A 24870-nucleotide genomic window follows, 5' to 3' on the forward strand; every position below is an offset into this window, starting at 1 on the left:
ACATGGCATTAGACACATTGCAAGGTCGTTTCCGTCAGTATCGCTTCCCGGCGCTGGGTGCTGACGCCTCTGCCCCGCAGGAAGACGAACAGCATTACCTGGCCCGCGTGGCAGAACACCAAATCCAGCTGAAAGAAGGCTATCAGGAAGGCTTTAAGCGTGGCCTGGAAGAAGGCCAGAAAGAAGGCCAGGAGCAGGGTCTGCGCCAGGGCACTGAAAAAGGCTTCAACGAAGGGATGCGCAAAGGCTACACCGACGGCAGCCTGTCGGCACAGAAAGAGGGGCAACAGCAGTTTGCCCTCGCCTCAAAGCCGCTGGACGACATTGCGCATCAGGTGAATGACTATCTGGGGACTATCCAGCGCAAACAGCGCGACGATTTGTTGCAGCTGGTCGAGAAAGTTACCCGCCAGGTGATCCGCTGTGAGCTGGCGTTACAGCCTACGCAGCTGCTGTCGATCATCGAAGAAGCGTTGTCGGCCCTGCCGTCGGTGCCGGAATCGTTGCAGGTGATGCTCAGCAGCGAAGAGTTCGAGCGCATTCAGAACGTCGCCCCTGAAAAAGTCAGCGAATGGGGATTAACCCCTTCTACGACCTTACAGTCCGGCGAATGCCGGATTGTCACCGAATCCTCCGAGCTGGACGTCGGCTGCGAACATCGTCTTGAGCAATGCATGAAGGCTATCAAAGAGACGCTGACGCCGGAGCAAAAGGATGCATGATTTGCCGGGGGTAGCGGACGCCTTACGTTCCATTGACGCTATCCCGCTGGTGCGTCAATCCGGACGCCTGGTGCGCGTCAGCGGTATTCTGCTTGAGAGTATCGGCTGCCAGCTGGCCACCGGTCAGCTGTGTCGCATCGAAAGTGCCGAGGGCGAAGCGATTGAAGCCCAGGCGGTCGGTTTTGACCGTGAAGTCACCTATCTGATGCCCTTCAAACAGCCCGTCGGCCTGATGGCGGGCGCCCGCGTGTTCCCCCTCGAAAAAGCCCGCGAAGTCTCGATTGGCGAAAGCTGGCTCGGACGTATCGTGAACGGCCTGGGCGAACCGATGGACGGCAAAGGCCGTCTTACCGGCACGGAATTACTCCCCGCGCAGGCCCCGTCGGTGAATCCCCTGACCCGCCAGCCGGTCAGCGAGCCGCTGGACGTCGGTGTCCGCGCCATCAATGGCCTGCTGACGATTGGCAAAGGCCAGCGCGTCGGTCTGATGGCCGGTAGCGGCGTGGGCAAAAGCGTATTGCTGGGGATGATTACCCGCCAGACCGAAGCGCAGGTGGTTGTCGTGGGCCTGATCGGCGAACGTGGACGTGAAGTGAAAGAGTTTATCGATCACTCGCTCGGCCCGGAAAGCCTCGCCAAATCCATTGTGGTTGCCGCGCCTGCTGATGAATCGCCGCTGATGCGTCTGAAGGCCACCGAACTGTGTCACTCGATTGCCGCCTGGTTTCGCGACCAGGGCAAAGACGTGTTGCTGCTGATCGACTCCCTGACGCGCTACGCCATGGCGCAGAGGGAAATCGCGCTCTCGCTGGGCGAACCGCCCGCCACCAAAGGCTATCCACCTTCTGCGTTTGGCATGATCCCGCGTCTGGTTGAAAGCGCGGGCAACAGCGAAAGCCGCGGTTCGATGACCGCAATTTATACCGTGCTGGCAGAGGGTGACGATCAGCAGGACCCGATCGTCGACTGCGCCCGTGCGGTGCTGGACGGTCATATCGTTCTGACCCGAAAGTTGGCCGAAGCCGGACATTATCCGGCGATTGATATTGGTCAGTCGATCAGCCGCTGTATGAATCAGGTGACGCCGCGTGAGCACCAGCTTTCAGCCCGTCAGTTCAAACAGAACTACGCCAGCTATATGGAAATTAAGCCGCTGATCCCACTGGGCGGTTATGTCGCCGGTTCCGATGCCACGGTTGATAAAGCGGTGAAAAACTTCCCGGCCATTGAACGCTTCCTGCGTCAGGACGTGGCCGAACCCGCGGAGCTCGTCAGCGTTCAGCAAAGTTTGCAAGCCCTGTTCCCGGTTGGGAAAAATGCGAAGGCTAAGAAAGCATGAACCAGATGATTGAAACCCTGAAGCAGCTACAAAAGATCCGTGACAAATCCGTCAAGGATTTCACGGTGAAGCTCGCCAAACAGAAGCAGATTGGCGTGGGGTTTGAAAACAATATCCGTTCCCTGAACATGATTTTGCAAAAAACGTCGCCGACCGCTGCGGACTCTCTCTCCCCGGAAGCGCTGAAGAATATCAATGCCTACAAGGGTAATCTGCATCGTGTACTGGCGTGGCAGGAGCAGGAAAAGGCGCTTTCACAGTTGAAAGAAGAGCGCATCCAGAAGGATTTGATCGGCGCGGCCTGTCAGGAAAAAGTGGTCAGCATGACGCTGGACACTCAGCGCGAAATCCTGGTTCACGAAGCCGATGTTCGCCAGCAAAAAGTGCTGGATGATATGGCCGGCCAGTGCTGGTTACGCCAGCGCGGAGTGAAATAACACCATGAAAACCGTCATTACCTTTGGCACCTTCGACCTGTTCCACGTCGGGCACCTGAATATTCTGACCCGGGCGCGCGAGCTTGGCGATCGACTGGTGGTCGGCGTTTCTTCCGATGCCCTTAACATCCGTAAAAAGAGCCGCCCTCCGGTGTACGATCAGGAAGACCGGATGCAGATCCTCAACGCATTAGCCTGCGTCGATGAGGTGTTTATCGAAGAATCACTGGAACAAAAAGGCGATTATATCCGTGAGTTCGGCGCCTCTACGCTGGTGATGGGCGATGACTGGAGCGGTCGCTTCGATCATTTCTCCTGTTATTGCGACGTCGTTTACCTTCCGCGCACGCCGTCAATCTCCACAACGGAGGTTCTGGAAATAGTAAAAAGACAGAAATAGCGTCTTGGGCTAATATTTAAAAATAAATCTCTATAATATCCAAATTTAATTTTTCGCCTCCCTGCACTGATAATTCCTCGTTTTCCCAGCCAATGCCCTGGAATCCCAACCCTGCGTGCAACATAATGTTACACGTGCACGCCTCCTGAATTATTGTCATCAAATTCACTTTGCTATAAATTCACTCCACTAATGGACTACTGGCCCTTGCGCCAAGAACGGAAGCCCTATTTCCGGTAAGAATTCATATCTCTGCGAACTTAACATAAGTGATCGCGTATTTATTTTTAAATTGGGCCTGCGTTCTGCAGGTAATAGTCAACGATGATAATCATTAACAACTGGAAGATGGATGCTTCCCGCTGTACGCTGACTCATCAAGGAACGGGAGAAACGCTACGACTGGGAGAGTTTCATTTTCTGCTTCTTGAAGTCCTTATTACTCATCCCGATACCGTATTATCCCGAGAATTCCTGATTGCTGAAGTCTGGAAAAATCGCGTGGTTGGCAGTAATAGCCTGCCCACCGCAATTCATGCCCTGCGCCTGGCGTTGGGCGATGATGCCAAGCAGAAAGATATAATAAAAACCATCCCTAAAAAGGGGTATTTTATTGACAGCGAATTTATTACTTATCCGCAGGATGAGAATAATTCAGCGGTAGACGAAAATAATAGTGAACAGCCAGAGTCGGTTGAAGTGGACAGTGAGATGGACGCCCTCTCTCCGTCTTATGCTGTGACGGTCCCTTCGTCGAATAAAAAACCTGGTGCGCTTCGTGCCCGGAATGTAATCCTGTTTACGGCAAGTATTCTGGCGATCGTGCTGGGTGCTATTTTATGGCATTCCTTTTCTAACAGCGCATCGGCCAATAAAACCGTGAATAGTGATGCGGGCCCTGAGATTAAATACATCCATTTTCCTGACATCAAAAATCTAACATACGGATACTTGCACCGGAAAGAAACCGACGCGGCAGGCGCTTTAACCATCAAAAATGAAGCGTATCCGATTGCAAAGCGTCTGAGTAAATTAATGACGCAGAACGATGCCAGCATGAGGATATATGCTTATCCGTCAATCAGTAAGTTGAGCCTTGATTTTACGATTACCAATCGTTGTCATCATACATGGCAGGTCGTGCTAACCATCGAAAACTGGCAGCATGATGCGAAAAAACTCAATGACTATATTTATCATCACGCGGAGAGGACGTTAAATGAAATGCCGAAGTGTGAATAAACTCCGCTATTTACTCTTAACACTGTTAATGCCCGCACTCATTTTCTCTACAGATGCGATCAGTGGCGATAAAATCGAGCACACCGAACATATTCATTACGATATGAAGACCGGCGAAGAAAATGTGTACGTTATGGATATCAGCGAGTCACGCGATCATATTGATGCGTTGGTGGCGGAAGTCAGCCCGACCCTGAAATCCTATTCAGAGTTTCACTTTTCACCGTGCCTTGAGAAACAAAGCAACAAAAGCGTAGCGGGGACCTATCATATGGACTCGTCCAGGGTCGAAGAATCCGATGGTCGTCTCAGTCAGATTGAGAACTTTCTCAAGCTAGAGGATTTAGACGTACAACTCATCGAACTGAACACGGGGCAAGATTTGCTCTTCATGAAGCAAAACGGCACGTTGATGACCATCAACGCCGATGCTTCCCTCGCTCAGTTAGCGAACTGCACGCCTTCTGCCAAATCAGGACAATAAACTTCTGACCGTCAGGCTGGATAAACTCGCCTGACCGTTTACCGCTTCTGCCAGCGTCTGATAGTTATGACTGGCGCGATTGAGCATTTTCGACAGCGCTTGTGAGGCCTGCTCGGCGTTCTGGCTCTGCGAATAGCGCGCCATCCCGTCGATCATCTGCCGGGCTTTTTCCTGCTGCGTTGCCAGCTGTTCACGTGACTGACCAATATGCTCCAGCGTCTGCTGCAAAGTGCTGTTCAGACGCGCGCCCGAGGTTTTCAACGCGCTGAGCAGGCTGTCGGAATGCGACGGCAGCGCGGACGTCACGATGGCCGTGGTGCTTCCGGCGGCAAAGCGATTTCCCCCACCGATGGCGGCAAGCGAGGCCTGCAACTGCGGCCAGTTTTCTTCTCGCGTTGAAAAATGCATGTCACCTTTGGCGGCGTGGCTCTGAATCCCCACCCGACGCAGCGCATTGTTCATCACCGCCCGAAGCTGGCGCGGATCTTTATCTTCATCGATATGCACAGCGGCAAGCAGCTGCTCTTTGTCTTTGCTGGCGCTAAACAATACCGATTCTTCACCCTGCGCCTGCATGGCATGAGTCAGCTGTGGCGCAAGGAAACTCACGCGCGCTTCACCCTGCAATACTGGGCGTAGCTGATTATCGACGGTTCCCGACGAAAGCTGAGGCCGCTTTTCAAGCAGAGACTCTAAGGCCTGCTTTTGCGTTTTTGCCGCCTCTCCTCCCCGCCGCGACTGATGGCGGTAGTCCAGCAGCTGTTGCTCCAGCTGACCTAAGTAGTGGTCGGCCTCCTGCAAAAAGGTGAGCTGATCGTTAAGCTGAACGCTGTAGCGTTGCGGACGGGCGCTGATCAGCGGCGACGCGGGATAATCCGTTTTCGCCATCGCGGTCTTCACATTGGTCGGGACAATCTGACTCGCGGGCTGCTGCTGTTTGATAACACTGGTGCCAAGAGCATCAGCGCTAGAGAGTGAAGAGGTATTAAGACTAACCTGCATGGTGTTTCCGCTAATAACATCGGCAGCACGAGGCTGCCGACAATTCAAGATTAAACGACGCTGAACAGATTGAGATCGCTTACTTTGGAGTAAGTTTTCATCGTTGCTTCCATCGCCATTTCGAGACCCGTGAAGGTAATAGACGCCGGGCCGTAGTCCAGATCGCCCAACTGGCCAATCAGCGCATCGTTGGTCATCGATACCGAGCTTTGCGCGTCATTGAGCATGCTGATGGTGTTTTGCGTCTCACCCATCGAGCCAATCGCGCTATTGAGAGAGGTCGACGTTTTATCGATCTGATCAATGGTGCTCTGGATATCGCTTTGCAACTGTGGGTCGCTAGGATCGAGGTCCGGATCCTGCATCTCCTGGCTCAGGCTGTTCAGGTCATTGAGCAAGTCCAGATTTTGGCCCATGATTTCGCCGACAGAGACGTTAGTGTCCACTTCCACGCCGTTGGAGACGGTGGCGGTGCGGTGCTCGTTATTGCCCTGATACACATAGGTATCCGGTGCGCCATCACCGTCGGTGTCCTGCTCAACAATTGGCGGTTTGTCGTTCACGGTGCCGCCAAAGATGTAGTTGCCGTCGCCGTCCTGATAGTTCAGCGCATTGACCATCGCATCGGTCATTGACTGCACATCCTGACCAATGCTCGCCAGTGATTCGGCGGAGTTGGTGCCGTTGGCCGCCTGCAGCAGGTCATCACGAATCGCAAGCATGTCATTATTGACACCATCCAGGATCGACTCCTGCTGGCTCAGGCTGGCAGAAACCGAGTCGATGTTGCCCTGATACTGCTCGATAGACGCCTGCTGACGGTTGAGCTGGGTGATACGGGTGGCCGCAATCGGGTCGTCAGACGGTAACAGGATCCGTTGTCCGGTTGCCATCTGCGCCATGACATGCTGAAGCTGACCTGACATGTCGGTAAAATTGGTGGTCATGGTGTTGTAAGACTGTTGGGTGCTGACTCGCATTCATCTCTCTCCGAATTAGCCGACCATCTGCAGGACAGAATCGAAAATATCTGCGCCTGTAGAGATGACTTTGAGGTTGGCCTGGTAAATCTGGGTATAGGTGATCAGATTGACCGCTTCTTCATCCATGCTAACGCCGCTGACGCTGCTGCGCTGGTTTTGCGCTTCGTTGTAGACGTTAGCGGAAGCCTGGGCTTCAGTCTGGTTCTGACGGCTGTAAATCCCGATACTACTGATGATGGAAGAACAGGCGTTGCCAATAGTAGTCGAACCAATATTGTCGATATCCATCGGTTGGTTCGCAATCGCGATCAGCGCCTTCAGGTTGTCACCGTTACCGCTCGCATCTGGCGAGTTCGAGAAGGCCAGCTGATCGGGCTGGATATCCGGGTTCACCAACAGCGGGCCGTTTGGATCGGCGGGATCATAAATAAACAGCGGCACGCCCGGATCGCCATTCAGGTCATAGCCCTTCGCCAGCTGATCGTTGATTGCGGTGCTGAACTGATCGGCCATGCTGTTGATGGTGCCTGTCAGCGGATCCAGTACGTCACTCTGGTAGTCAAACAGCGCGCCCAGCGATCCACCGGTGTCCATGCTCATGTCGTAATCTGTACCCGCAAAGGTCAGAGTCATCGCCTGGGAGCCATCGTCATTGGTATTCAGTGCAAGCGAGGCTGCATCATCGCCGCTGACCAGAGGCTGACCATTTTTCAGATAGACGTTGTAGTTGCCTTTATCATCGATGTTCACCTGAACATCCACCAGCGAACTCAGGTCTTCCACCATCGAGTCACGCTCGTCATACAGCGCAGAGGCGTTTTGCCCGGTGGCTTCCGCCTGAGCAATCTGCTGGTTGTAGCTGGCAATCCCGGTGGTGAGGGTGTTGATTTGCGACACCATCGCCTCTTCCTGACTGACCAGCTGCTTGCTCTGGGAATCAATGTAAGACGCGGTGTTATCAAAACGCATCGCCAGCGCCGAGGATTCGCTCAGGACCTGCTCACGCAGCGCCATGTCGTCGGGGCTGGAAGACGCGGCGCTGAGGGCGGCAAAGAAGTTATCGAAGCCGGTGCTCAGGCTGCTGTTGGTGTCACTCAGCACGGTTTCCAGCTGCGTCAGGTAGGTTTGCTGGGTGCTGTAATAGCCGTTATCGCTGGCCGCATCCCACACCATATTCACCAGATACTGGTCGGAGACGCGGCGGATGCTATCCACCTGAACGCCGTTGCCCGGACTGTTGGCCATTCCGGAGCTGGCGCCCATGGCACTAATCTCGGCGACCTGCCGGGTATAGCCCGGCGTCATGGCATTCGCGGTGTTCATTGCCGTCGTGTTCAGCTCAACCTGAGCTGCCGATGACCCGCTATACCCAATGTTTATCATATCCATCAGCGTTTCCTTACTGGCTCCAGGCCGGTAAATTCTTTCAATAGTTGCATCTGTTAAGCGGCGCAAACGCCGCATTTCTTAAACAGAGCGCGCACTTTTCTTACTTCTGATGTTTTGAGGAAAGCTGTTTAACCATCATTTCCGCGATACCAATGCCGTGCTGTTGTGACAACACGTTAGCCAGCGTGTCGTCGTAAAACCCCTGCATCGTGCGCACGGAATCGCTGTTAAACGGGTTATCCTTCGAGTCAAAAAGCTCGTTGGTTTTGCGCATTTCTTTCAGCATGTTACGCAGAAAGATGGCTTCAAACTGCTGGGCAGCCATTTGCAGGTCATGTGCTTTAATCTTCGGGGCCATGAGCGGATCGCTCCCCTCAAGGCCTTTGGTGACTGCGGGTAGAATTTTGTCCATTAGATAACCTCCAGGTCGGCATCCAGCGCCCCGGCTTCGTGCAGCGCTTGCAGAATCGACATTACGTCATCCGGTGAGGCACCCAGCCCGTTGAGCGCACTGACCAGCGTACGCAGACTGGTGGATTCCGGCAGGGTAATCATTTGTGAATGCGGGCGATTCACCGACACATTGCTGTCTGCGGCGTTCACGGTCCGGCCATTAGCAAACGCATTTGGCTGGCTGACGTTACGGCTTTCGCTGATAGAAACGGTCAGGCTGCCATGGCTGACCGCGGCGGCGTGAAGACGCACGCCATCACCCAGCACCACGGTGCCGGTACGGGAGTTGAAGACTACGCGCGCCCGGACGCGCTCGGCGTTAACCTGCACATCTTCGAGGCGAGACATAAACGCCACGCGCTGGCCGGGATCGATTGGCGCCAGAACGGTAACGCTGGTTGAGCTTTTGGCCGACGCCACGCCGCCGCCAAAGCTGCTGTTGATAGCCATGGCGATATTGTTGGCATCCTTAAACGACGGACGTTTCAGGTTGAGGGTGACGGAGTCGCCCATGTTGAAATCGCTCGGGATTTCACGCTCGACCGTCGCGCCATTGGGGATAAGCCCCGCCGTTGGGGTATTGACGGTCACGCTGGAACCGCTGTTTCCGGCCGCTTTCATGCCGCCGACCACAATACTGCCTTGGGCCAGCGCGTATACTTCACCATCGGCACCGTGCAGCTGCGTCAGCAGCAGCGTGCCACCGCGCAGGCTTTTGGCATCACCAATCGAGGAGACGGTGATATCAATTTTCTGACCGCGCGAATACATCGGCGGCAGGGTCGCACTGACCGCCACCGCGGCCACGTTTTTCACTTTCGGGTCAATTTTCCCCGGCAGCTGAACGCCAAACTGACGCAGCATGTTGGTCAGGGTCTGGTTGGTGAATTTCACCTGGTTACGGTCGCCCGTGCCATCCAGGCCGACGACCAGGCTGTAACCCACCAACTGGTTATCACGGATACCTTCCACGCTAACCAGAGATTCAAGACTCTGGGCGGAAGCGATCACCGGCATCAGCAGGCAGGTTGCCGCCACCGCACTGAGGATCCCTTTCATCCAGGGATGATTGCGCTTTTGCATATAACTCTCCGGATTAAATTGGGAACAGCGGATGGTTGAAGATTCGGGTCAGCCAGCCCGCCGCATTGGCATCGCTCAGCGCACCACGTCCGGCATAAGAGATACGCGCGTTAGCAATTCGCTGCGACGAAATCGAGTTATCGTTTTCGATATCATCGGCACGCACCAGGCCGCTCAGGCGGATATATTCATCACCCTGATTGAGGGTCAGCCATTTCTCACCGCGCAATTCCAGCACGCCGTTCGGCAGAACGCGGTGGACCGAAACGGTGATCGAGCCGTGTAAGCTGTTTTGTTGGCGCGAGGTGGCACTGCCATCGAAATCGCGGTTGGCATCGACCGAACCGGATAATTTGTCTTTGGTTTTACCAAACACTACCGGTGGTGCGATTTCGACGGTATTGCTCTTACCGAACTCGGTGCCCGCTTGTTTGCTCGACTGGGTAGATTCTTCCAGGATCACCGTCAGGATGTCGCCCACGCGATACGCGCGGCGATCGGCCGTTAACGACCAGTTATAACCCGATTCAAAAACACCCCCTGCCCGGCCTGCGGCAGTGACATCACTGTCGGTTTTCGGGGGAGCATAAAATTCGTCGTCCTTTTTCACCAGGATGGTCTGGGATTCACATCCGGCAAGCAGTAAGACAGCTGCCATAAGCCACAGGTACTTTTTCACACGTGTTCCACTAACGGTTTTTGGTGACCACATTAAAATGTGGTCACCGGCTACTGATACCCTGTTACAGGTTCTGATTGATGTACTGCAGCATGTCGTCCGCTGCAGAAACCATCTTGGCGTTCATTTCATACGCACGCTGAACGGTGATCATGTTGACCATCTCGTTGACGATATCGACGTTGGAGCCTTCCAGGGCATTGTTCTGAATCTGCCCCATGCCGTCCTCGCCCGGATCGCCTTCCGTCGGCTGCCCGCTGGCCACCGTTTCAACGTAGAGGTTATCGCCTTCGGCCTGGAGGCCGGCTGGATTGATAAAGTTCACCAGCGACAGCTGGCCAAGCACCGTCGAATCACTGTCGCCAGGCACCTGGGCGGTGACCGTGCCATCGGGACCAATCGCGAAATTGGTCGCGCCCTGCGGAACGTCAATTTCCGGCTCCAGCGGCAGGCCCTGCGCGTTGGTCAGCACGCCGTCGGCGTTAACTTCCAGCGCACCGTCACGGGTGTAGGCGATGTCGCCATTGGTTTTCTGCACCTGCAAGAACCCCTGACCCATGATCGCGATGTTCAGCGGGTTATCGGTGGTTTCGACGTTGCCTTCGGTGAAGATTTTCTGGGTGCCGACAACACGCACACCGCTACCAAACTGGATGCCGGTCGGCATCACATTGTCCTGATCGAGCATGGTGCCCGGGGCTTGTTGGGTCTGATAGAACAAGTCCTGGAACATCACGCGATCGCGCTTAAAGCCATCGGTATTGACGTTGGCAATGTTGTTGGCAATCGCGCTCATTTCCGCGTCTTGCGCGGAGAGGCCCGTTTTACTTATCCATAATGCTGCATTCATAACGCTACTATCCTGAATTCAAGAGGCCGGTAATCAGCCTTCTAATAGACGGTTTCCGTAATCGCTCAGGTCTTCCGCCGCCTTCATCATTTTGATTTGCGACTCGAACTGACGATTGAGGGAGATAGACGCCATCATTTCACCGACGGCCGAGACGTTACTGCTCTCCAGATATCCGCCGCTGACTTTGATGTCTTCGTTGACGCCTGCCGGAACGCCATTCGCCGTCACCAACATCCCCTGCGCATTTTTCGCCAGGTTATTGAGCGGGATGTCTACCAGCTTCAGGCGATCCACATCCATGGTGCCTTTCACATCGCCATCGTCTGGCGTGACGGACAGCGTGCCGTCGGTACCAAAAGAGGCCAGCGCATTTGGCGGCAGGATGATTGGACCGTTATCGCCGAGCACCGGATGACCGTTGATCGTCAGCTGACCCTCAGAGTCCTGCTGGATATTGCCGTTACGGGTATAAACTTCTTTACCCGCACCATCGAGCACCGCGATATAGCCTTTGCCGTCAATCGCCACGTCGAGGGAACGATCGGTTTTTTCAGGAATGCCCGCGCTGTCGTTAATGCCGCTCTGGTTTTCCGCGCTCATAAAACGCGTAGCAAATCCGCGCCCCTGAACCTGGTCTGCCTGGGATAACGCGATATCGCTGCGAAACCCGCCGGTGTTAACGTTGGCGAGGTTGTTAGCGCTTATCTGCTGCTCCATAAGCGTGTGGGAGGCACCGCTAAGCGCCGTGTAAATCAAATGATCCATTTAACTGCCTTACATTGCCTGGAACAGCGCCTGATCGAGCTGCGTATCGGTGGAGATAACTTTGGTGTTGGCCTGATAGTTACGCTGGGCGGTCATCATGTTGACCAGCTCCTGGGTAATATCGACGTTGGACTGCTCCAGTACGCCCGCTTCCAGCGTGCCCGTGGTGCCGGTTCCCGGAACACCGATCAGCGGTGCGCCAGACTGGCTGGTTTCTTCCCACGCCGTGCCACTGACCGCTTCGAGGCCTGCGGTGCTCGGGAATTCAGCCAGAACAACCTGGCCTTCCAGCAGGCGCTCGCCGTTGCTGTAGGTCGCATACACTTTGCCGTCTTCATCGACCTGTACGCCGTTTACCTGCGCGGAGGTGTAACCGTCGGCGTTGTTGGTGGTAACGGAGAACTCCGCACCGTACTGCGTGCAATCGCTGTAATCGAGGGTCATGTCGATAGGCGCGGCGCTGTCAGTTGGGAAGGTCAGGGAAATGGGCGCGGTCGGCGAGGTGAGCTTGCCGGTATTCGGATCAAACGCCAGCGAGGTGGTGGTGCTCTGTTCTTCACCGTCGAAGGTGTAATGCACATCCCAGGTGTTGTCGCCCGTCTTCACGAAGTACTGGTTAACGGTATGTTCGTTGCCCAGAGAGTCGTACACCTTGGTGGTGTAGGTATCGTTGTAGGAATCCATGTTGGACGGATCGAACGGGTTCGCGCTGCTGTCGATAGCTTCATCGCTGGCGTTCATGTTGGCGGTGAAGGACATGGTGGTGGTCGCTTCTGCCGGCAGGCTTTCGGTCGAAATCTGCAGATCGGTGACGTTACCTTCTTGCAGTGTATTACTGTCATCGACGGCGTAACCCTGCACGTAGTTGCCTGATGGATCGACCAGATAACCGTTTTTGTCCGTGGTAAACGAGCCTGCGCGGGTGTAGCTGGTGTTGCCTTCGCTGTCCGCGGTCACGAAGAAACCGCCGCCGTTGATAGCCAAATCCAGGGAGCTACCGGTAGACAGGAAAGAACCGCCTTTAGAAATGCTCTGCGCCGTACCGGCCACGCTCACGCCCATCGCCTGGGTGCCCGCATACATGGCGGAGAACTGGGTGGTGGTAGATTTGTAGCCGACGGTTCCGGCGTTAGCAATGTTGTTACTGATGCTGTCCAGTTGCTGATCGACAGCATTCAGGCCAGAAGTCGCAATTTCATAACTCATGTTTCACTATTTCCTTGAGTATTATTCAGTCAAATTCAGATAACGTCGTCAGCAGGCGTATCGCCGCCATCGTTTGCTGACGTATCTGGAATTCCAAATTGGCTAATCGCCGTGAACGGCACTTCACCGATGCCGTCGATTTCCAGCATCGGCGTGCTGCCATCCAGCGGAATGCGTACATCCTTCACTTCACCGGCCACTTCGATGGGAACTTCTTCTTCCCCGGTATCGGTGACGACGGAAATGCTGTAATCGCCTGGTGGAATGCCGTAGTCCGCGGGATCAATGTCGAAGTTGATTTGTCCGTTGGTTTCGCTGCTCATGTCCAGGTCGACGGAGTAGTCGTCCCCGGCGGTATCGGTGAAGTGCAGCGTCGCGGAGGAGCAGGTGTCATCCAGCGAAATACGCCCCTGAATGTCCCCTGTCCCCACGCTCAGCGAGGTGGTCTGGACCATAATGTCCTCACCGACCATTTTGCCGAGCGCCATCACCTGGATGTTGCTCATCAGGATGGCGTTGGTGTTCATGGAGACACACTCGGCCTCGCCCATGGTGACCATCGCCATCGTGCCTAACTGGCTGATGTATTCGGTTGGGTCGGTCGGGTTGGTCGGGTCCTGATTTTCAATCTCAGCCACAAACAACGTCAGGAACAGGTCGGTTGACGCACTGTCCGTGTTGGTTGTGGTGGTCGGCGTGGGCGACACATCACTGTTATCAGTGGTATTCGTAGTGTTGGAAGAGTCGGTAGAATCGTCCGCCCCGAGCAGAGTCGGGCTCTGTTCGTCGCTGGCAACCGGCGTTGCCGCCACTACGGCTTGCTGAGTGCTCGCCATCTTGCCCTGGTGCTGCAGGTACGTGCGCAGCGCTAGTCCATTCATACGTTCTCTCCGAGTTTAAGCAGGCTTTGTTGCATGCTTTTAACGTTGTTGAGCACGTCAACGTTGGTTTCAAAATCACGGGTAGCCGACATCATGTCTGCGGTCTGCTCCACGACATTGACGTCCGGATAAAAGACGTAGCCGTCTTTATCCGCCAGCGGATGATGCGGCTCATAACGACGCAGCGCGCCGCCGCTCTGCAACACATCCTGGACACGCACGCTAGCCCCATCGATATCATGACGATGATGGTCGATAAGGCTGTTGTTATAGACCGCCGCAAAGACAGGGCTTCGGGCTTTATAAACCGCGTCTTCGGTGGTGGCCGGTGACTCTGCGTTCGCCAGGTTACTGGCGACGGTATTCAGACGCACGGTTTGCGCCGTCATGGCAGAGCCTGAAATCTGATAAATATCAGCAAAAGACATGCTTACTTCCCTTCTATCGCTGTTTTGAGCCCGCTGATCTGCATATTCATGAACGCCAGACTGCTTTGATAATCCATACTATTTTGGGAAAAACGCGCCTGCTCGCTATTGAGCTCGACCGTGTTCCCATCTTCCGATGGCTGCATCGGGACGCGGTATTTGACCGTCGGCGCCGAAAGCACATCTTCTTGACTTGCCCGTTGCATCTCAGCGGCAAAATCAATATCTTTAGATTTGAAATTCGGCGTATCGACGTTTGCCAGATTCGCAGTCAGTAACTCAGTCCTCGCAAGACGCAACTGAACTGCTTGTGCATGTACACCGAAAACCTGCTGAAAACTTATTCCCATCGTGTTTGATATCTCGTGAATAACCTTGCCTCTGATTTAATAGCAATAATCGTGCCAACCACGTAAATCACTAACAGGTAAGGTTTTTATGTTTTCTGTTCACCCCGGCGGGAAGGTTATTTTCCGCTCTCTGTTCATGGTGCTGTTCGCCAGTCTGTTTGCCGTTCATGCACATGCGGCGACGAAAGGCCCACGCGCGCAAATCAATGCCCTTGTGCTCAGCACGGCCGGAAAAGACGTCGATAAAATGGCGCAAAAAAAGGGCTGGAAGGGCTATCACTACAAGCTGAATGTGTTCATTCCCTCCTATGCGGCCACCGAAACGCCGTGTCCGACCGCGCTCAAAGCCAGCCGCTCGAGCGTTGAGCTGACGTCTGTCAACCGCATTAGCTATGACGTGAGCTGCCCGGGCACTCAGGGCTGGCATCTGAGCGTGCCGGTCCATGCCGACCTGTATGTGCCAGTGGTCATGGTGAATGGCGTGGTTGCGCGCGGAGAAGTGCTGGACGAAGACCAACTGATACTGAAGCCGTACAACGTCAGCAATACGCACGGTGAACTGCTGACCCAGCTCGACCAGGCGCAGGGCCTGACCAGCAAGCGCACGCTGAGACCCGGCAAACCCCTCACGCTCTCGCAGCTGGAAATGCCGCTGTGGGTCAAACGCGACCAAACCGTGATGCTGCAATCACAGATGGGCGGGATTACCGCGCAGACGTCAGCCATAGCGATGAAAAATGGTCGTAAGGGCGACACCATCAAAGTTCGCAACGAGAGCAGCCAACGGATAGTCAGCGCCCTCGTCACCGGTCAGGGCATCGTCAAAACCCTGAACAGCGAGTAACGGAAATATTTTTTCTCTTTTGAGTTAAGTTTTCCTTCCGATGTGTCGCCTGTTATTTGTGAAGAGCGAGGCAGACGCCCCCGGATGGTTAACAGGCTTGAGGTCAAAATGAAGATTGCCCCGATGTCAGTAGAGAACATGGCCGCAGCAACGCAGTCAGGTTCCGGAACTAAATCGAAAAAAAACAATGATGTGGCTACGGTTGCTCCCCAGCAATCTGCCGATGAGCTGACCCAAAGCTCGCTGCATTCCGCACAGGTTGCCCTGAACAACGATCCGCAGGATGACGTGGATATGGACAGTGTTACCCAGATGCAGGCCGCGCTGGCGAATGGCAGCTTTACCGTCGATAACGATGAACTCGCAGCCTCAATGCTGAGTTTCTTCAATTAAAGAGAGTTACCTGAAGTGAGTGACAAACTCGTCCTGGTGAAAGCATTACTGCGCGGCATCCGTCTCGATGAAGAGCAATACGGAAGCTTACGCCAACTGCTCGAACAGCAAAGACTGTGCATGATCCGTCGCGATTGCGATGAATTAGAAAGTGTTAACCACAAAATCGAACAGCACTACGCTGAGCTGAGCGAACAGTCCAGGGTGCGCAGAAATGCCCTTCAGGAGCTGGGATTAACCGTCGATCGGACCGGAATCGAGACCGTTTTTAGCTGGCTGCCCACGCCGCAAAAAACGGCCGCGATGACTGCCTGGAAGCAGCTGGAAAATCAGGCCAGACGTTGCAAATCCTATAATGAAAAAAACGGCGAGTTGCTGATTCGCCAACAGGAATTTGCACAAACCTTTTTGGGTAACAAACCGGATTACCTCTACCATCCCTGATGCGCCTTCCTGAGGTGGAAGCTACGTTTCCACCTCTGCCCCAGCTATTTTTAACTCATTGAATACTCACACATTAAAACTGGCATGAATATTGCGAGAGGTTCTCTATACCTCAATTCATAATGCCGGTTAGTTGCAGAGAATGTTATGCCACAGATTGATTACCACCAACCCGAATTCGTTCGTCATTACCTGAGCCTGCCTGATGCCAACCCTGAGCGGGTTATCGCCCTGAACTGGGCACAGGAAACTCGCCTGAGTTTACACCTGGACAACACTGCCACCTGCGGCGCGCTGCTGCAAAAGCCAGATGCATTTGTGCTGCACAGCGAGAAGCGTGACGCCAGCGACGACGCCGGAGCGCTGTCCCCGCGCGCGCGCCTGCTCAATCAGGCTTCTTTCGATATTTTGACCCTGCATCCTCTGTCAGCGGATATCCGCCTGTATGCCCTCGGCATTCTGCTCTCTTTCGCCGAAAAAAATCCGGGTGACAGCGACGAGACCCTCGCGCTGCTGGCAACGCTGCCGGAGAAAATGCGCGATCATTTACAGCAGGGTGTGCTGCAGGCCCAGTTCCAGCAAATGCCGTCGGTGCCAGCCTTGCAGCGCAAGCTGATTTCCGGCCTCGCCGAGCAAGAATTTAACTGGGATATGCTGCCAGACAGCCAGCGTAAGCAAGTGCTGCCGCTGCAAATTAGCCTGCTGGCATTGCAGGATGAAAACAGCGAAGCGCTGCTGCAACAGCAGCTGGCAGAGCTGTGGGAAACCAGCGCTTCGGCCAGTTTCGATACCCAGCCGTGGATGATGGAAAACTACTTGCTGTATCGTCTCTATCACGACGTTTTCCCGTGCCATGAACATGATTCCGCCGAGCAGCGTTTTCTGCTGCTGAACGCCGATTACTTCATGCTGAAATCCCTGTTCAGCCTGTGGGTGATGGACGGCTCTACCCTGAGCGAAGATGAGATTGTCGCGCTGGTCGCGATGTTCGAACAGTGGCGTCACACCCCAGCGGCACAGGATTACTACCAGCAGCTTCTGGCCTCCCCTCCTGGCGGGGCACTGCTGAGCGCGTTCTCCCTCCTGGTCCGTTAACTTTCCCCGCCGGGGCGGATACGTCACGCCCCGGTGCTGTGAGCTTGATGAAAAACTGATTATGTCATTACCCCCGACCCCGAATAAAAGCCCGTTATCGATGGTGAAAACCCTGGATTCCGGGCGTGAACTGCCGTTTGTCAGCGTAGTAACGCCCACCTGGAATCGCGCCGCCTTTTTGCCCTATCTGTTGTACATGTTCCGCTACCAGGACTATCCGGCCGACCGTCGCGAGTTGGTTATCCTTGATGACTCGCCGCAGAGTAATGAGAAGATCATTCATGCGCTGACCCAGGGAAAGCCGGAGGCGTTTAATATTCGCTACGTCCATTCGCCGGAACGCCTGGATTTGGGGCGCAAGCGCAACATGTTGAACGCGCTGGCGCAGGGGGAATACATCGTCTGTATGGATGACGACGATTACTATCCTCGCGATAAAATCTCCTACACCATCGGCATGATGCAGCGTCACCGGGCGCTGATTTCGGGCTCCGATCAGATTGCCATCTGGTACAGCCACATTAACCGCATCTTTAAAACGCGCTCGTTTGGCGAAAATCACATTCTCAACGGGACGTTCTGTTATCACCGCAACTACCTGAAAAAGCACCGCTATGAGGATGACTGCAACCTGGCGGAAGAAAAAGGCTTCACCAACAACTTCACGGTAAAACCGCTGCAGCTGCCAGCCGAACGCACGATCCTGTGTGTCTCGCACAGCCAAAACACCTTTGATAAAGATTTTGTCCTTGGCAGCAGCCAGGCCCTGGAGACCACGCTGGATGAATGGGTCAGCGACCCGATGCTTAAAACCTGGTATCACGGTTTGCATAATGCCGCACACGGGCAGCGCCTCGACTGGAGCCACGTCGATCAGTTTGTGGTTATCAATCTTGATAAGCGTGCAGACCGCTTGCAGCACATTCGAAACGAGCTGAACCTGCTCGGCATCCCGGCGGAGAAAATCACCCGTCTGAGCGCGGTGGAAGACAGACAAGGCCAGAGCGGACGCCGCCAGTCGCACCTTCAGGCGCTCCAACTGGCGCAGGAGAAAGGCTGGAAAAACTACCTGCTGCTGGAAGATGACGCCGTCATTCTGAAGCAGGAAAAACACGTCCAGGCGCTGAAAAAGCTGCTGAATGCGTTACCGGTCCTGCCGTGGGAAGTGATTCTGTTGGGTGCCAGTGTGCAGACCGGCAGCGAGCTGAAAAGCTTTGATAACCTGGTGCGCGCCAGCAGCTGCGATCACATCTGTGCCTATCTGGTGAACGCCCCTTCTTACGCCACGCTACTGCGTCAGATGCAGGAAGACCTTTCCACCACCCTCGAAGAACAGTGGCAGCCGCTGCTTCGCCAGGGGAAATGGCTGGCCTTTTATCCGAGCGTTGCTTACCAGAAGCCCGGCATCAGCGATATTACCGGCGAATACAGCGACATGACTCAGCACTATTTCAGTCGGCTGCCGAGTAATACCGACAGCATGAAAAACGCCGCGCCGACCGAGCAAATACTCAGCCAGACGATTGGCTTCTTTATGGAAACAGCTTTCCATTACCAGATCTATAAACCGATGCTGGATGTGCTGCTGGCTCAGGGCTATCAGTGCGAGCTATTGATCAACGACCGGACGCCGAAGGAGTTTATTCACGAGATGCAGGACTGCCTGTCATCGCTGGATAACCCGCAGCTGCGCGGCAGCCTGCTGTCAAAAGTGGCCGAGCGTCGGCAGAAATATGGCTGCCTCGTCAGTCCATACTATTCGCCGGTGATTAACGGCCTGGCCGACGTGCACGTTCGCGCCATGTACGGCCTGGCCAAAGAGGAATGGAACCACGCCTGGTGGAATACGTTTTATCAGCACATTCTCTGCTACAGCCACCATTCCCAGCAGGCGCTGAATATTAACGGCAACGCGGTGCTGGTTGGCAATCCCCGCTTCGATGCCTGGCACAATCAGCAGTTCGACCGGGAACTTCCGGCGTCACTCAGAATTGATCCGGCGAAACCCACGCTGCTGTATGCCCCGACTTATGGCGCGCTCAGCTCGATCCCACACTGGGCAGAGAAGCTGCATAACCTGAGCCATCAGTACAATGTGATTACCAAGCTGCATCACGGCACGCTGTGCCGCGCGGAAGAGAAAGCCTCGCTGAGCCTGGTCAAACGGTATCTGAAACGCCACGTTAGCGAACATCAGCACACCCTGGCCCTGCTGGAAAAAGCTGATTTTGTGATAACTGACAACAGCGGCTTTATCTTCGATGCCATTCACGCCGGGAAGCGCACTATTCTGCTGAACTGGGAAGGAATGGACGACCTGTTGAAAGACGGGGCCAGCTATTCCACGGCCAACAGTGCGGACCAAAAGATTCGGGAAATCTTGCCCAGCGCGGGAAATATCGAAACGCTGGTCAGTTTGCTGAAAGAGGAAACGCGCTGGTCTGAAGTGGATAAAGCGATGCAGGAATGTCGGGAATATTATTGCGATGCCTTCCTGGATGGTCAGGCGGCAACCCGTGCGGCGAAAGTGATCGCCAACGCACTGGAGCCCTCATCGGCGGCAGGAAATAACACGCTGTTAGCCAGCCTTCAGAAGAAGTTATTTAGCTAAAAAAAACGCCCTTCAATGCAGATTGAAGGGCGATATGATTACTCGTCGGTTTCGCTATTGACGTCCATGTCGGGCTCGAAGACTTCGTCATCCGAATATTTTTCGAGGAACGTCTCTTTGGTTATCGGCCGTGAGAATAAATACCCCTGCCCCAGCGACACATTCTCTTTCAGCAGGAAAGAAACCTGCTGCAAAGTTTCAATCCCTTCCGCAATCACTTTAATATTATTACGGTGAGCTTCAAGAATAATTTCCCGGGTTTCGTTCAGACGGCTTTTCGCCATCAAACGACGGTCCAGCTTAATATAGTCGGCTTGCCATGAATTATTTTTAAGCTCGAGCATTAACAGACTATAAATATCACCCCAGGCAATTGTAAAACCATGCTCTTTGAGCGTTTTCAGGTTCGCGATCATCTGTTGAGTCAGAATGGCATCTTCACCCGTTATCTCCAGAATAATCTGTGGCGGAGAAATAGAGTAACGTGCCGCCTGTGCAATCACCAGCTCAGAATAGTCAGCCCGCAATAACTCTGTTTTAGAGATATTGATGTTATAGAGCCTGTCGTCCTCAGTCTCAGGGAAGTAGCGGTTGATGTATTCGAATGACTCGTTGACCAGATAGTGCCCAAGGTTGACGATGCCGGTACCATGACGCTCAAGGCTCGCGATAAACCGGAACGGAAGAATAGTTTCCCGCAGGTATTGCCCGCGAATGAGAATTTCTCCGCCGGTACATTTGAACAACGAGAGATCAAACAGCGGCTGGAACCAGATATCAACAGGGAACGGTTTTTGGTTGTTCGATATTCGTTTGATAATGATGTCAGATATTACTTTTTCGCGGGATTCGTTCATTATATGGGGTTTCGCTGCGGGAATGTTCTTAATGTTGAAAGATGATTTTTAATGATGAAATACTAAACTTAACGCCATAGGAGCGCAAGTTTTAAACTCACTGCAAGTGTAAAGGAACTAATGGCGGTATATTTCGCCATCGCTGAGTTTTATTTTAAATAAAGTATCATAACAACAAGCGTTGACTTCCCATTAGACTTCAAAATGAGTTCGCGTTTCTCGCCCAGGTGACACACTCCGCCAGAAATGGCGAAGTGTGAAGAATAAACCATGCTAACGGGATGTAGTGAAAGTCTCTGCTGAAAGAGATAGAAGAAATTATATAATGAAACGCTTGTCTTTAAATCAATCCATCCATCCCGATATGTTCTTTTCACTAAGTTGGTTATTCTCGATAAGCTGTTGAATAACTGGTTTATTTAAAACCTCTGAACGAGTATCACCCTCACCTATAACATGGCGGAATTGCGCTTTGGGGAGGGTATAAATCAACGTTGTGAACGTGCTTATAATCTCACACAAAGGAATCCCGGCCAATTGCAGGGCTTCAAAAGGTAATGCATTAGGGATCATATAGGTATTCGGCCCTAACTCATCTTTAATCTTTTCCCGATTTTCTTTGTGATTAATGGGGTGAGCCTTAAAGATAATCTGATCATTATCCTTTATGACACCCTGAGATTTCAACGCACGAATTTTGATAATTTGTTGCTCAGTAAGTGTATCATCTTCAGACTTACCGAAACGTCCTGATCCTAAATACAGAAGACTATTTGGTCGCATTATTTTAGCGGCCACTTCCAATAATAAAGCAGTATCGACATTTAACAATGAAAGGCAAAATGCTTGCTGCGGTTTTGTCAGAGTGTAAAAATTATTATTGTTCAAGCTCACCATATTGGATGATAAATAATTAAACAATGGAGAATTGTCATGACATCTCAATTCAAATTCGTTAATTAAATGATAAGTCGTATTGAAAAACTCATGCCATGTATAGTTCATCATCGCTGGCCACTGGCTGCGATCGCCGTGGTCAAAAGGCCGAACATTCTCTCTCAATAAGCCCATGAGTTTTTCAGTACAATTTCGTTTCTGGTGCAGAAAATCGACTTCAGATAACTGATGCATAGCATTACGTTCTACAACGCCTGCTGAGCCGTCATCATAAACATGAATATGTATTTTATCTCTTGGAACCAGTCGCGCCACATAACTTACGAGAGGGAACAACTCTACAAGACACCAGTAAATATTCACATGCAGTGAGATTTTATCTGGTTTAAATTCACCTATGAGTTTCAATATATATGTAACAAATTCAGGTGATATTCTGGATATCTGCCGATAATATTTTGCCTGCGTGCCTTTAAGCTTCTGTTCAGAAATTTCGTTTCTATACCAGCCAATGACTTTAACCACATTTTTATCATTTGCACATTTTGCAAAGTCGATCATCTGTGGGATAACTGGGACAGACACTGAACTCAAATACACCTTTAACTCTTTCATTTAATCTTACTACTTTCGAATTTGTTTTCAATGGAAGGCGGGAATAGCGACGTGCAGACGGACGTCCCGAAAATACGGGACGTCCGGTAAAGCAATTACTGTGATGCGTTCTCAAGTGAGGCTTTCTTCAGACCTTCATTAACCCAGGCCATAAAGATGAGATAGCCAATCGACAGCAGCGTTGCGCCGATGAACATGCCCAGAATACCGTTGGTCGCCATGCCGCCCAGCGCGCCGAGCAGTACGACTGGCATTGGAACATCCACGCCACGGCCCAGCAGCATTGGCTTAAGCACGTTGTCGACCATGCCAGCCACAATCAGCAGCACGGTAAAGACCACGTTCATCGCGGTGCCGTGGTCGCCGGTCATCCACATCAGGCCAATCGCCGGCAAGGTGATGAGCAGCAGTGGTACCTGTGCAATCCCGAGGATCAGCGCCCCAACGAAGAAGATACCTACCGCCGGGATACCGGCCAGCGCCATGATGACACCCACCAGCAGCGACTGAATCAGCGCCACACCGATGACGCCCTGAGCCACGGCACGAATCGTCCCGGTGCAGAGTTTGATCAGCTCAACGCCTTTTCGTTCATCGGTGATACGCATGGCGATACGCGTCGCGGCGTTCGAGCCGGATGCGCCCACGGCCATCATGATGCCCGCCGCAATGAAGGAAATTATAAAACCAAATACGCCGCCGCCCATACTCGCCAGAACCGCCAGCACCAGCTTGGCCGCGTGAGCAATCTGTGTGTGGTAGTCGCTGATCAGTCCTGGTAAATCCTGCGAGGCCTGAGACCATAAGGCCAGCAGCTTCCCGCCGACAACAGGGATGGTGCCGATGTTGGCATTAGGCGGTGGAATAACCAGTTGTGCGTGGCTGGCGTGCTCCACCAGCGTAGTGGCGCTTTCCCCTAATGAGGTGATCATAGTGATGGTCGGGACGACGATAAGCATCACGCCGAGCAATACCAGAATGACGGAAGCCAGGCCCTGCTTGCCGCCCAATTTCTTAGCAAAATACTGGTGCAGCGGATAAAGCGTGACGGCCAGGATCACCCCCCACAACATGACGTTGAGGAAAGGGGAAAATACAGTAAAACAGAAAGAAGCCAGCGCCAGGATCAGTCCAAATTTAATGAACATATCCAGAAATCTGGTTACGAGTCTTCTTTCAATGGTAATTAAATCATTGCTTTCCATCATGGGTTCTTCCCGTTGTATTGATATTAATCGCCACTTGGGCGAGTAAAAAACGCGCTAGTATAGCGGAGTGGGGATAGCAATAAGTGTAGAATATCATCTAAAAATAAATTATACCCGATGCGGCAGGTGGGGATTTTCGCTATTTAATACGGCCCGTATATAAAAAAACAAAGCGCCATCCGGTGAAGGATAGCGCTTGTGTGACCGCAGAAAACCTTACGTTACGGAGTCTGGCGTATCATTAATGTGCAGTGACAGCCGCGGCAGCCAGCGGATGATCAGAACCTGCAACAACAGCTGCACGCGCGACAGGATGTGCGCCGCCGGAGGTTGCTACAGCCATCTCTGCTGGGTGGTCAGAAGACATTACTGCGGCGCCGCGGGCAACAGGGTGTGCACCGTGACCACTGGTTGCAGCAGCCATTGCGACAGGATGGTCAGATGTTGCCACAACAGCAGTACGGGCGATCGGGTGGAAACCCGCAAAAGCAGAGAGGCTAACAGTCGCAAAGGTTAAAGCCAGAATAGTTTTTTTCATAATATCACCTCTAATAAACAAAATATAAGTGGCAGCATGGAACGACAATCGACATCCCAGTCAAAAACCCATACGTTGCAAAACGCACGGCGAAATTAAATTTACAGACGCTGCTCTGAACTTTTATAAGGGAAAGGTATATTTTAAAAAAGATTACTTTTGTTTTTATTTAGATGGAAATCGCGGTTTAATTTTAAACTTTCATTATTATTGCATGTTCATTCAAGAATATTTAAAGACAAGGACGACGATGAAAAGACGTGTTTTTGTTTGCCTGACGGACGAGTGACAGTGTGCGAGATCTTCGCCGAGCACTGGCCTTACGATGAGGTTGATTCTTCAGAGGGGGGATTGATGAACTTCATTGATTCTAAATGGTACGCCCTACAGGGCTCGAACCTGTGACCTACGGCTTAGAAGGCCGTTGCTCTATCCAACTGAGCTAAGGGCGCACTGAGAAGGTAAACTTCGCGGTGTTGAACGCCGGGAATTATACGGTCTAAGGCCAATGAGTCAATGGGTTTTCCCTGCAAAGCCCTCATCTTCCCCATTGCGTCCAAAAACTGCTCCATCAAATGATTAAAGCGTAAGCACTGGCGTTAATCTCCCCTTCCTATACGAAATATCCCGCTACGGTTTAAGCAACGCCTGGTACCTTCAGATATCCCTTAT

The 24870-nt window shown here is 52.9% G+C and carries 27 protein-coding genes and 1 tRNA gene; 11 read left to right on the forward strand and 17 right to left on the reverse strand.

All coding sequences use genetic code 11. The features are described 5' to 3' along the window. The first annotated feature begins 2 nt into the window (after positions 1 to 2). The 6 genes from fliH (at position 3) to A8O29_RS17050 (ending at position 4624) form a co-directional block, all read left to right on the forward strand. Complete coding sequence (gene fliH, locus A8O29_RS17025) at positions 3 to 722, forward strand: flagellar assembly protein FliH (protein WP_125355381.1); 720 nt, start codon at positions 3 to 5, stop codon at positions 720 to 722. Continuing rightward, a complete protein-coding gene (fliI, locus tag A8O29_RS17030; protein ID WP_125355382.1) occupies positions 715 to 2061 on the forward strand; it encodes a flagellar protein export ATPase FliI in 1347 nt (448 codons plus the stop codon). The genes fliH and fliI overlap by 8 nt, the downstream gene beginning before the upstream one ends. Further along, positions 2058 to 2498 carry a flagellar FliJ family protein gene (locus tag A8O29_RS17035; RefSeq protein ID WP_125355383.1) on the forward strand — a complete coding sequence of 147 codons (441 nt, stop codon included), beginning with the start codon at positions 2058 to 2060 and terminating at the stop codon, positions 2496 to 2498. The genes fliI and A8O29_RS17035 overlap by 4 nt, the downstream gene beginning before the upstream one ends. A 4-nt stretch (positions 2499 to 2502) precedes the next feature. Next, entirely contained in the window at positions 2503 to 2898 is a 396-nt protein-coding gene (locus A8O29_RS17040; protein ID WP_110511221.1) for an FAD synthase family protein, read from the forward strand. Positions 2899 to 3222: 324 nt separating this feature from the next. After that, positions 3223 to 4140, forward strand: coding sequence for a winged helix-turn-helix domain-containing protein (locus A8O29_RS17045; RefSeq protein ID WP_125355384.1), 918 nt, complete (start codon positions 3223 to 3225; stop codon positions 4138 to 4140). Further along, the gene (locus A8O29_RS17050; RefSeq protein ID WP_125355385.1) at positions 4133 to 4624 is read left to right on the forward strand and encodes a hypothetical protein; all 492 of its coding nucleotides are present in this window, start codon (positions 4133 to 4135) and stop codon (positions 4622 to 4624) included. Before A8O29_RS17045 ends, A8O29_RS17050 begins: the two co-directional genes overlap by 8 nt. Here the strand turns inward: A8O29_RS17050 and A8O29_RS17055 are convergent. The 12 genes from A8O29_RS17055 to flgB form a co-directional block, all read right to left on the reverse strand. Continuing rightward, positions 4613 to 5626, reverse strand: a complete 1014-nt coding sequence (locus A8O29_RS17055) for a flagellar hook-associated protein (protein ID WP_125355386.1) — start codon at positions 5624 to 5626, stop codon at positions 4613 to 4615. The two genes, A8O29_RS17050 and A8O29_RS17055, sit on opposite strands and share 12 nt — an antisense overlap. A gap of 50 nt (positions 5627 to 5676) precedes the next feature. Next, positions 5677 to 6606: a flagellar hook-associated protein FlgL gene (gene flgL, locus A8O29_RS17060; RefSeq protein WP_125355387.1), complete on the reverse strand. Its 930-nt coding sequence runs from the start codon at positions 6604 to 6606 to the stop codon at positions 5677 to 5679. Positions 6607 to 6621: 15 nt separating this feature from the next. Further along, complete coding sequence (flgK, locus tag A8O29_RS17065; protein ID WP_125355388.1) at positions 6622 to 7998, reverse strand: flagellar hook-associated protein FlgK; 1377 nt, start codon at positions 7996 to 7998, stop codon at positions 6622 to 6624. A gap of 100 nt (positions 7999 to 8098) precedes the next feature. Continuing rightward, positions 8099 to 8410, reverse strand: a complete 312-nt coding sequence (locus A8O29_RS17070; protein WP_110511231.1) for a rod-binding protein — start codon at positions 8408 to 8410, stop codon at positions 8099 to 8101. After that, positions 8410 to 9510, reverse strand: coding sequence for a flagellar basal body P-ring protein FlgI (locus A8O29_RS17075; protein ID WP_275942428.1), 1101 nt, complete (start codon positions 9508 to 9510; stop codon positions 8410 to 8412). Before A8O29_RS17075 ends, A8O29_RS17070 begins: the two co-directional genes overlap by 1 nt. A gap of 37 nt (positions 9511 to 9547) precedes the next feature. Further along, on the reverse strand, positions 9548 to 10213 hold the full coding sequence (flgH, locus tag A8O29_RS17080; protein WP_110511233.1) for a flagellar basal body L-ring protein FlgH: 666 nt from the start codon (positions 10211 to 10213) through the stop codon (positions 9548 to 9550). Positions 10214 to 10277: 64 nt separating this feature from the next. Further along, positions 10278 to 11063, reverse strand: coding sequence for a flagellar basal-body rod protein FlgG (flgG, locus tag A8O29_RS17085; protein WP_110511235.1), 786 nt, complete (start codon positions 11061 to 11063; stop codon positions 10278 to 10280). 33 nt (positions 11064 to 11096) lie between these two features. Further along, entirely contained in the window at positions 11097 to 11831 is a 735-nt protein-coding gene (locus tag A8O29_RS17090) for a flagellar basal body rod protein FlgF (RefSeq protein WP_125355391.1), read from the reverse strand. Between the two features lie 9 nt (positions 11832 to 11840). Further along, entirely contained in the window at positions 11841 to 13037 is a 1197-nt protein-coding gene (flgE, locus tag A8O29_RS17095) for a flagellar hook protein FlgE (protein ID WP_125355392.1), read from the reverse strand. Between the two features lie 35 nt (positions 13038 to 13072). Then, positions 13073 to 13918 (reverse strand): flagellar hook capping FlgD N-terminal domain-containing protein, encoded by an 846-nt coding sequence (locus A8O29_RS17100; protein WP_125355393.1) that lies wholly within the window; start codon positions 13916 to 13918, stop codon positions 13073 to 13075. Continuing rightward, the gene (gene flgC, locus A8O29_RS17105) at positions 13915 to 14346 is read right to left on the reverse strand and encodes a flagellar basal body rod protein FlgC (RefSeq protein ID WP_125355394.1); all 432 of its coding nucleotides are present in this window, start codon (positions 14344 to 14346) and stop codon (positions 13915 to 13917) included. Before flgC ends, A8O29_RS17100 begins: the two co-directional genes overlap by 4 nt. A 2-nt stretch (positions 14347 to 14348) precedes the next feature. Continuing rightward, positions 14349 to 14696: a flagellar basal body rod protein FlgB gene (gene flgB, locus A8O29_RS17110; protein WP_110511244.1), complete on the reverse strand. Its 348-nt coding sequence runs from the start codon at positions 14694 to 14696 to the stop codon at positions 14349 to 14351. An 88-nt stretch (positions 14697 to 14784) separates the two neighbouring features. Here flgB and flgA point away from each other — a divergent pair, with 88 nt between their 5' ends. From flgA to A8O29_RS17135, 5 genes are all read left to right on the forward strand, one after another. Further along, on the forward strand, positions 14785 to 15540 hold the full coding sequence (gene flgA / locus A8O29_RS17115; RefSeq protein WP_125355395.1) for a flagellar basal body P-ring formation chaperone FlgA: 756 nt from the start codon (positions 14785 to 14787) through the stop codon (positions 15538 to 15540). Between the two features lie 108 nt (positions 15541 to 15648). Next, positions 15649 to 15933 carry a flagellar biosynthesis anti-sigma factor FlgM gene (gene flgM / locus A8O29_RS17120; protein ID WP_110511321.1) on the forward strand — a complete coding sequence of 95 codons (285 nt, stop codon included), beginning with the start codon at positions 15649 to 15651 and terminating at the stop codon, positions 15931 to 15933. A gap of 15 nt (positions 15934 to 15948) precedes the next feature. Then, positions 15949 to 16377 (forward strand): flagella synthesis protein FlgN, encoded by a 429-nt coding sequence (locus A8O29_RS17125; protein ID WP_133461980.1) that lies wholly within the window; start codon positions 15949 to 15951, stop codon positions 16375 to 16377. A gap of 147 nt (positions 16378 to 16524) precedes the next feature. Next, positions 16525 to 17472 carry a lysine-N-methylase gene (locus A8O29_RS17130; RefSeq protein WP_125355396.1) on the forward strand — a complete coding sequence of 316 codons (948 nt, stop codon included), beginning with the start codon at positions 16525 to 16527 and terminating at the stop codon, positions 17470 to 17472. Between the two features lie 61 nt (positions 17473 to 17533). Then, a complete protein-coding gene (locus tag A8O29_RS17135; protein ID WP_125355397.1) occupies positions 17534 to 20083 on the forward strand; it encodes a glycosyltransferase in 2550 nt (849 codons plus the stop codon). A gap of 38 nt (positions 20084 to 20121) precedes the next feature. On the opposite strand, the gene A8O29_RS17140 is transcribed toward A8O29_RS17135, so the two are convergent. The 5 genes from A8O29_RS17140 to A8O29_RS17160 form a co-directional block, all read right to left on the reverse strand. Then, entirely contained in the window at positions 20122 to 20940 is an 819-nt protein-coding gene (locus A8O29_RS17140; RefSeq protein ID WP_125355398.1) for an EAL domain-containing protein, read from the reverse strand. A gap of 345 nt (positions 20941 to 21285) precedes the next feature. Continuing rightward, the gene (locus tag A8O29_RS17145) at positions 21286 to 22452 is read right to left on the reverse strand and encodes a polysialyltransferase family glycosyltransferase (protein ID WP_125355399.1); all 1167 of its coding nucleotides are present in this window, start codon (positions 22450 to 22452) and stop codon (positions 21286 to 21288) included. A 95-nt stretch (positions 22453 to 22547) separates the two neighbouring features. Beyond that, entirely contained in the window at positions 22548 to 23657 is a 1110-nt protein-coding gene (locus A8O29_RS17150; RefSeq protein WP_125355411.1) for an AI-2E family transporter, read from the reverse strand. A 244-nt stretch (positions 23658 to 23901) separates the two neighbouring features. Beyond that, complete coding sequence (locus A8O29_RS17155; RefSeq protein ID WP_125355400.1) at positions 23902 to 24198, reverse strand: hypothetical protein; 297 nt, start codon at positions 24196 to 24198, stop codon at positions 23902 to 23904. Between the two features lie 375 nt (positions 24199 to 24573). Further along, positions 24574 to 24650: transfer RNA gene (locus A8O29_RS17160), tRNA-Arg, on the reverse strand. Positions 24651 to 24870: the final 220 nt, after the last annotated feature.

Origin of the sequence: Scandinavium goeteborgense, from assembly GCF_003935895.2 — a bacterium.
In the GTDB taxonomy this organism is placed as follows: Bacteria; Pseudomonadota; Gammaproteobacteria; order Enterobacterales; family Enterobacteriaceae; genus Scandinavium; species Scandinavium goeteborgense.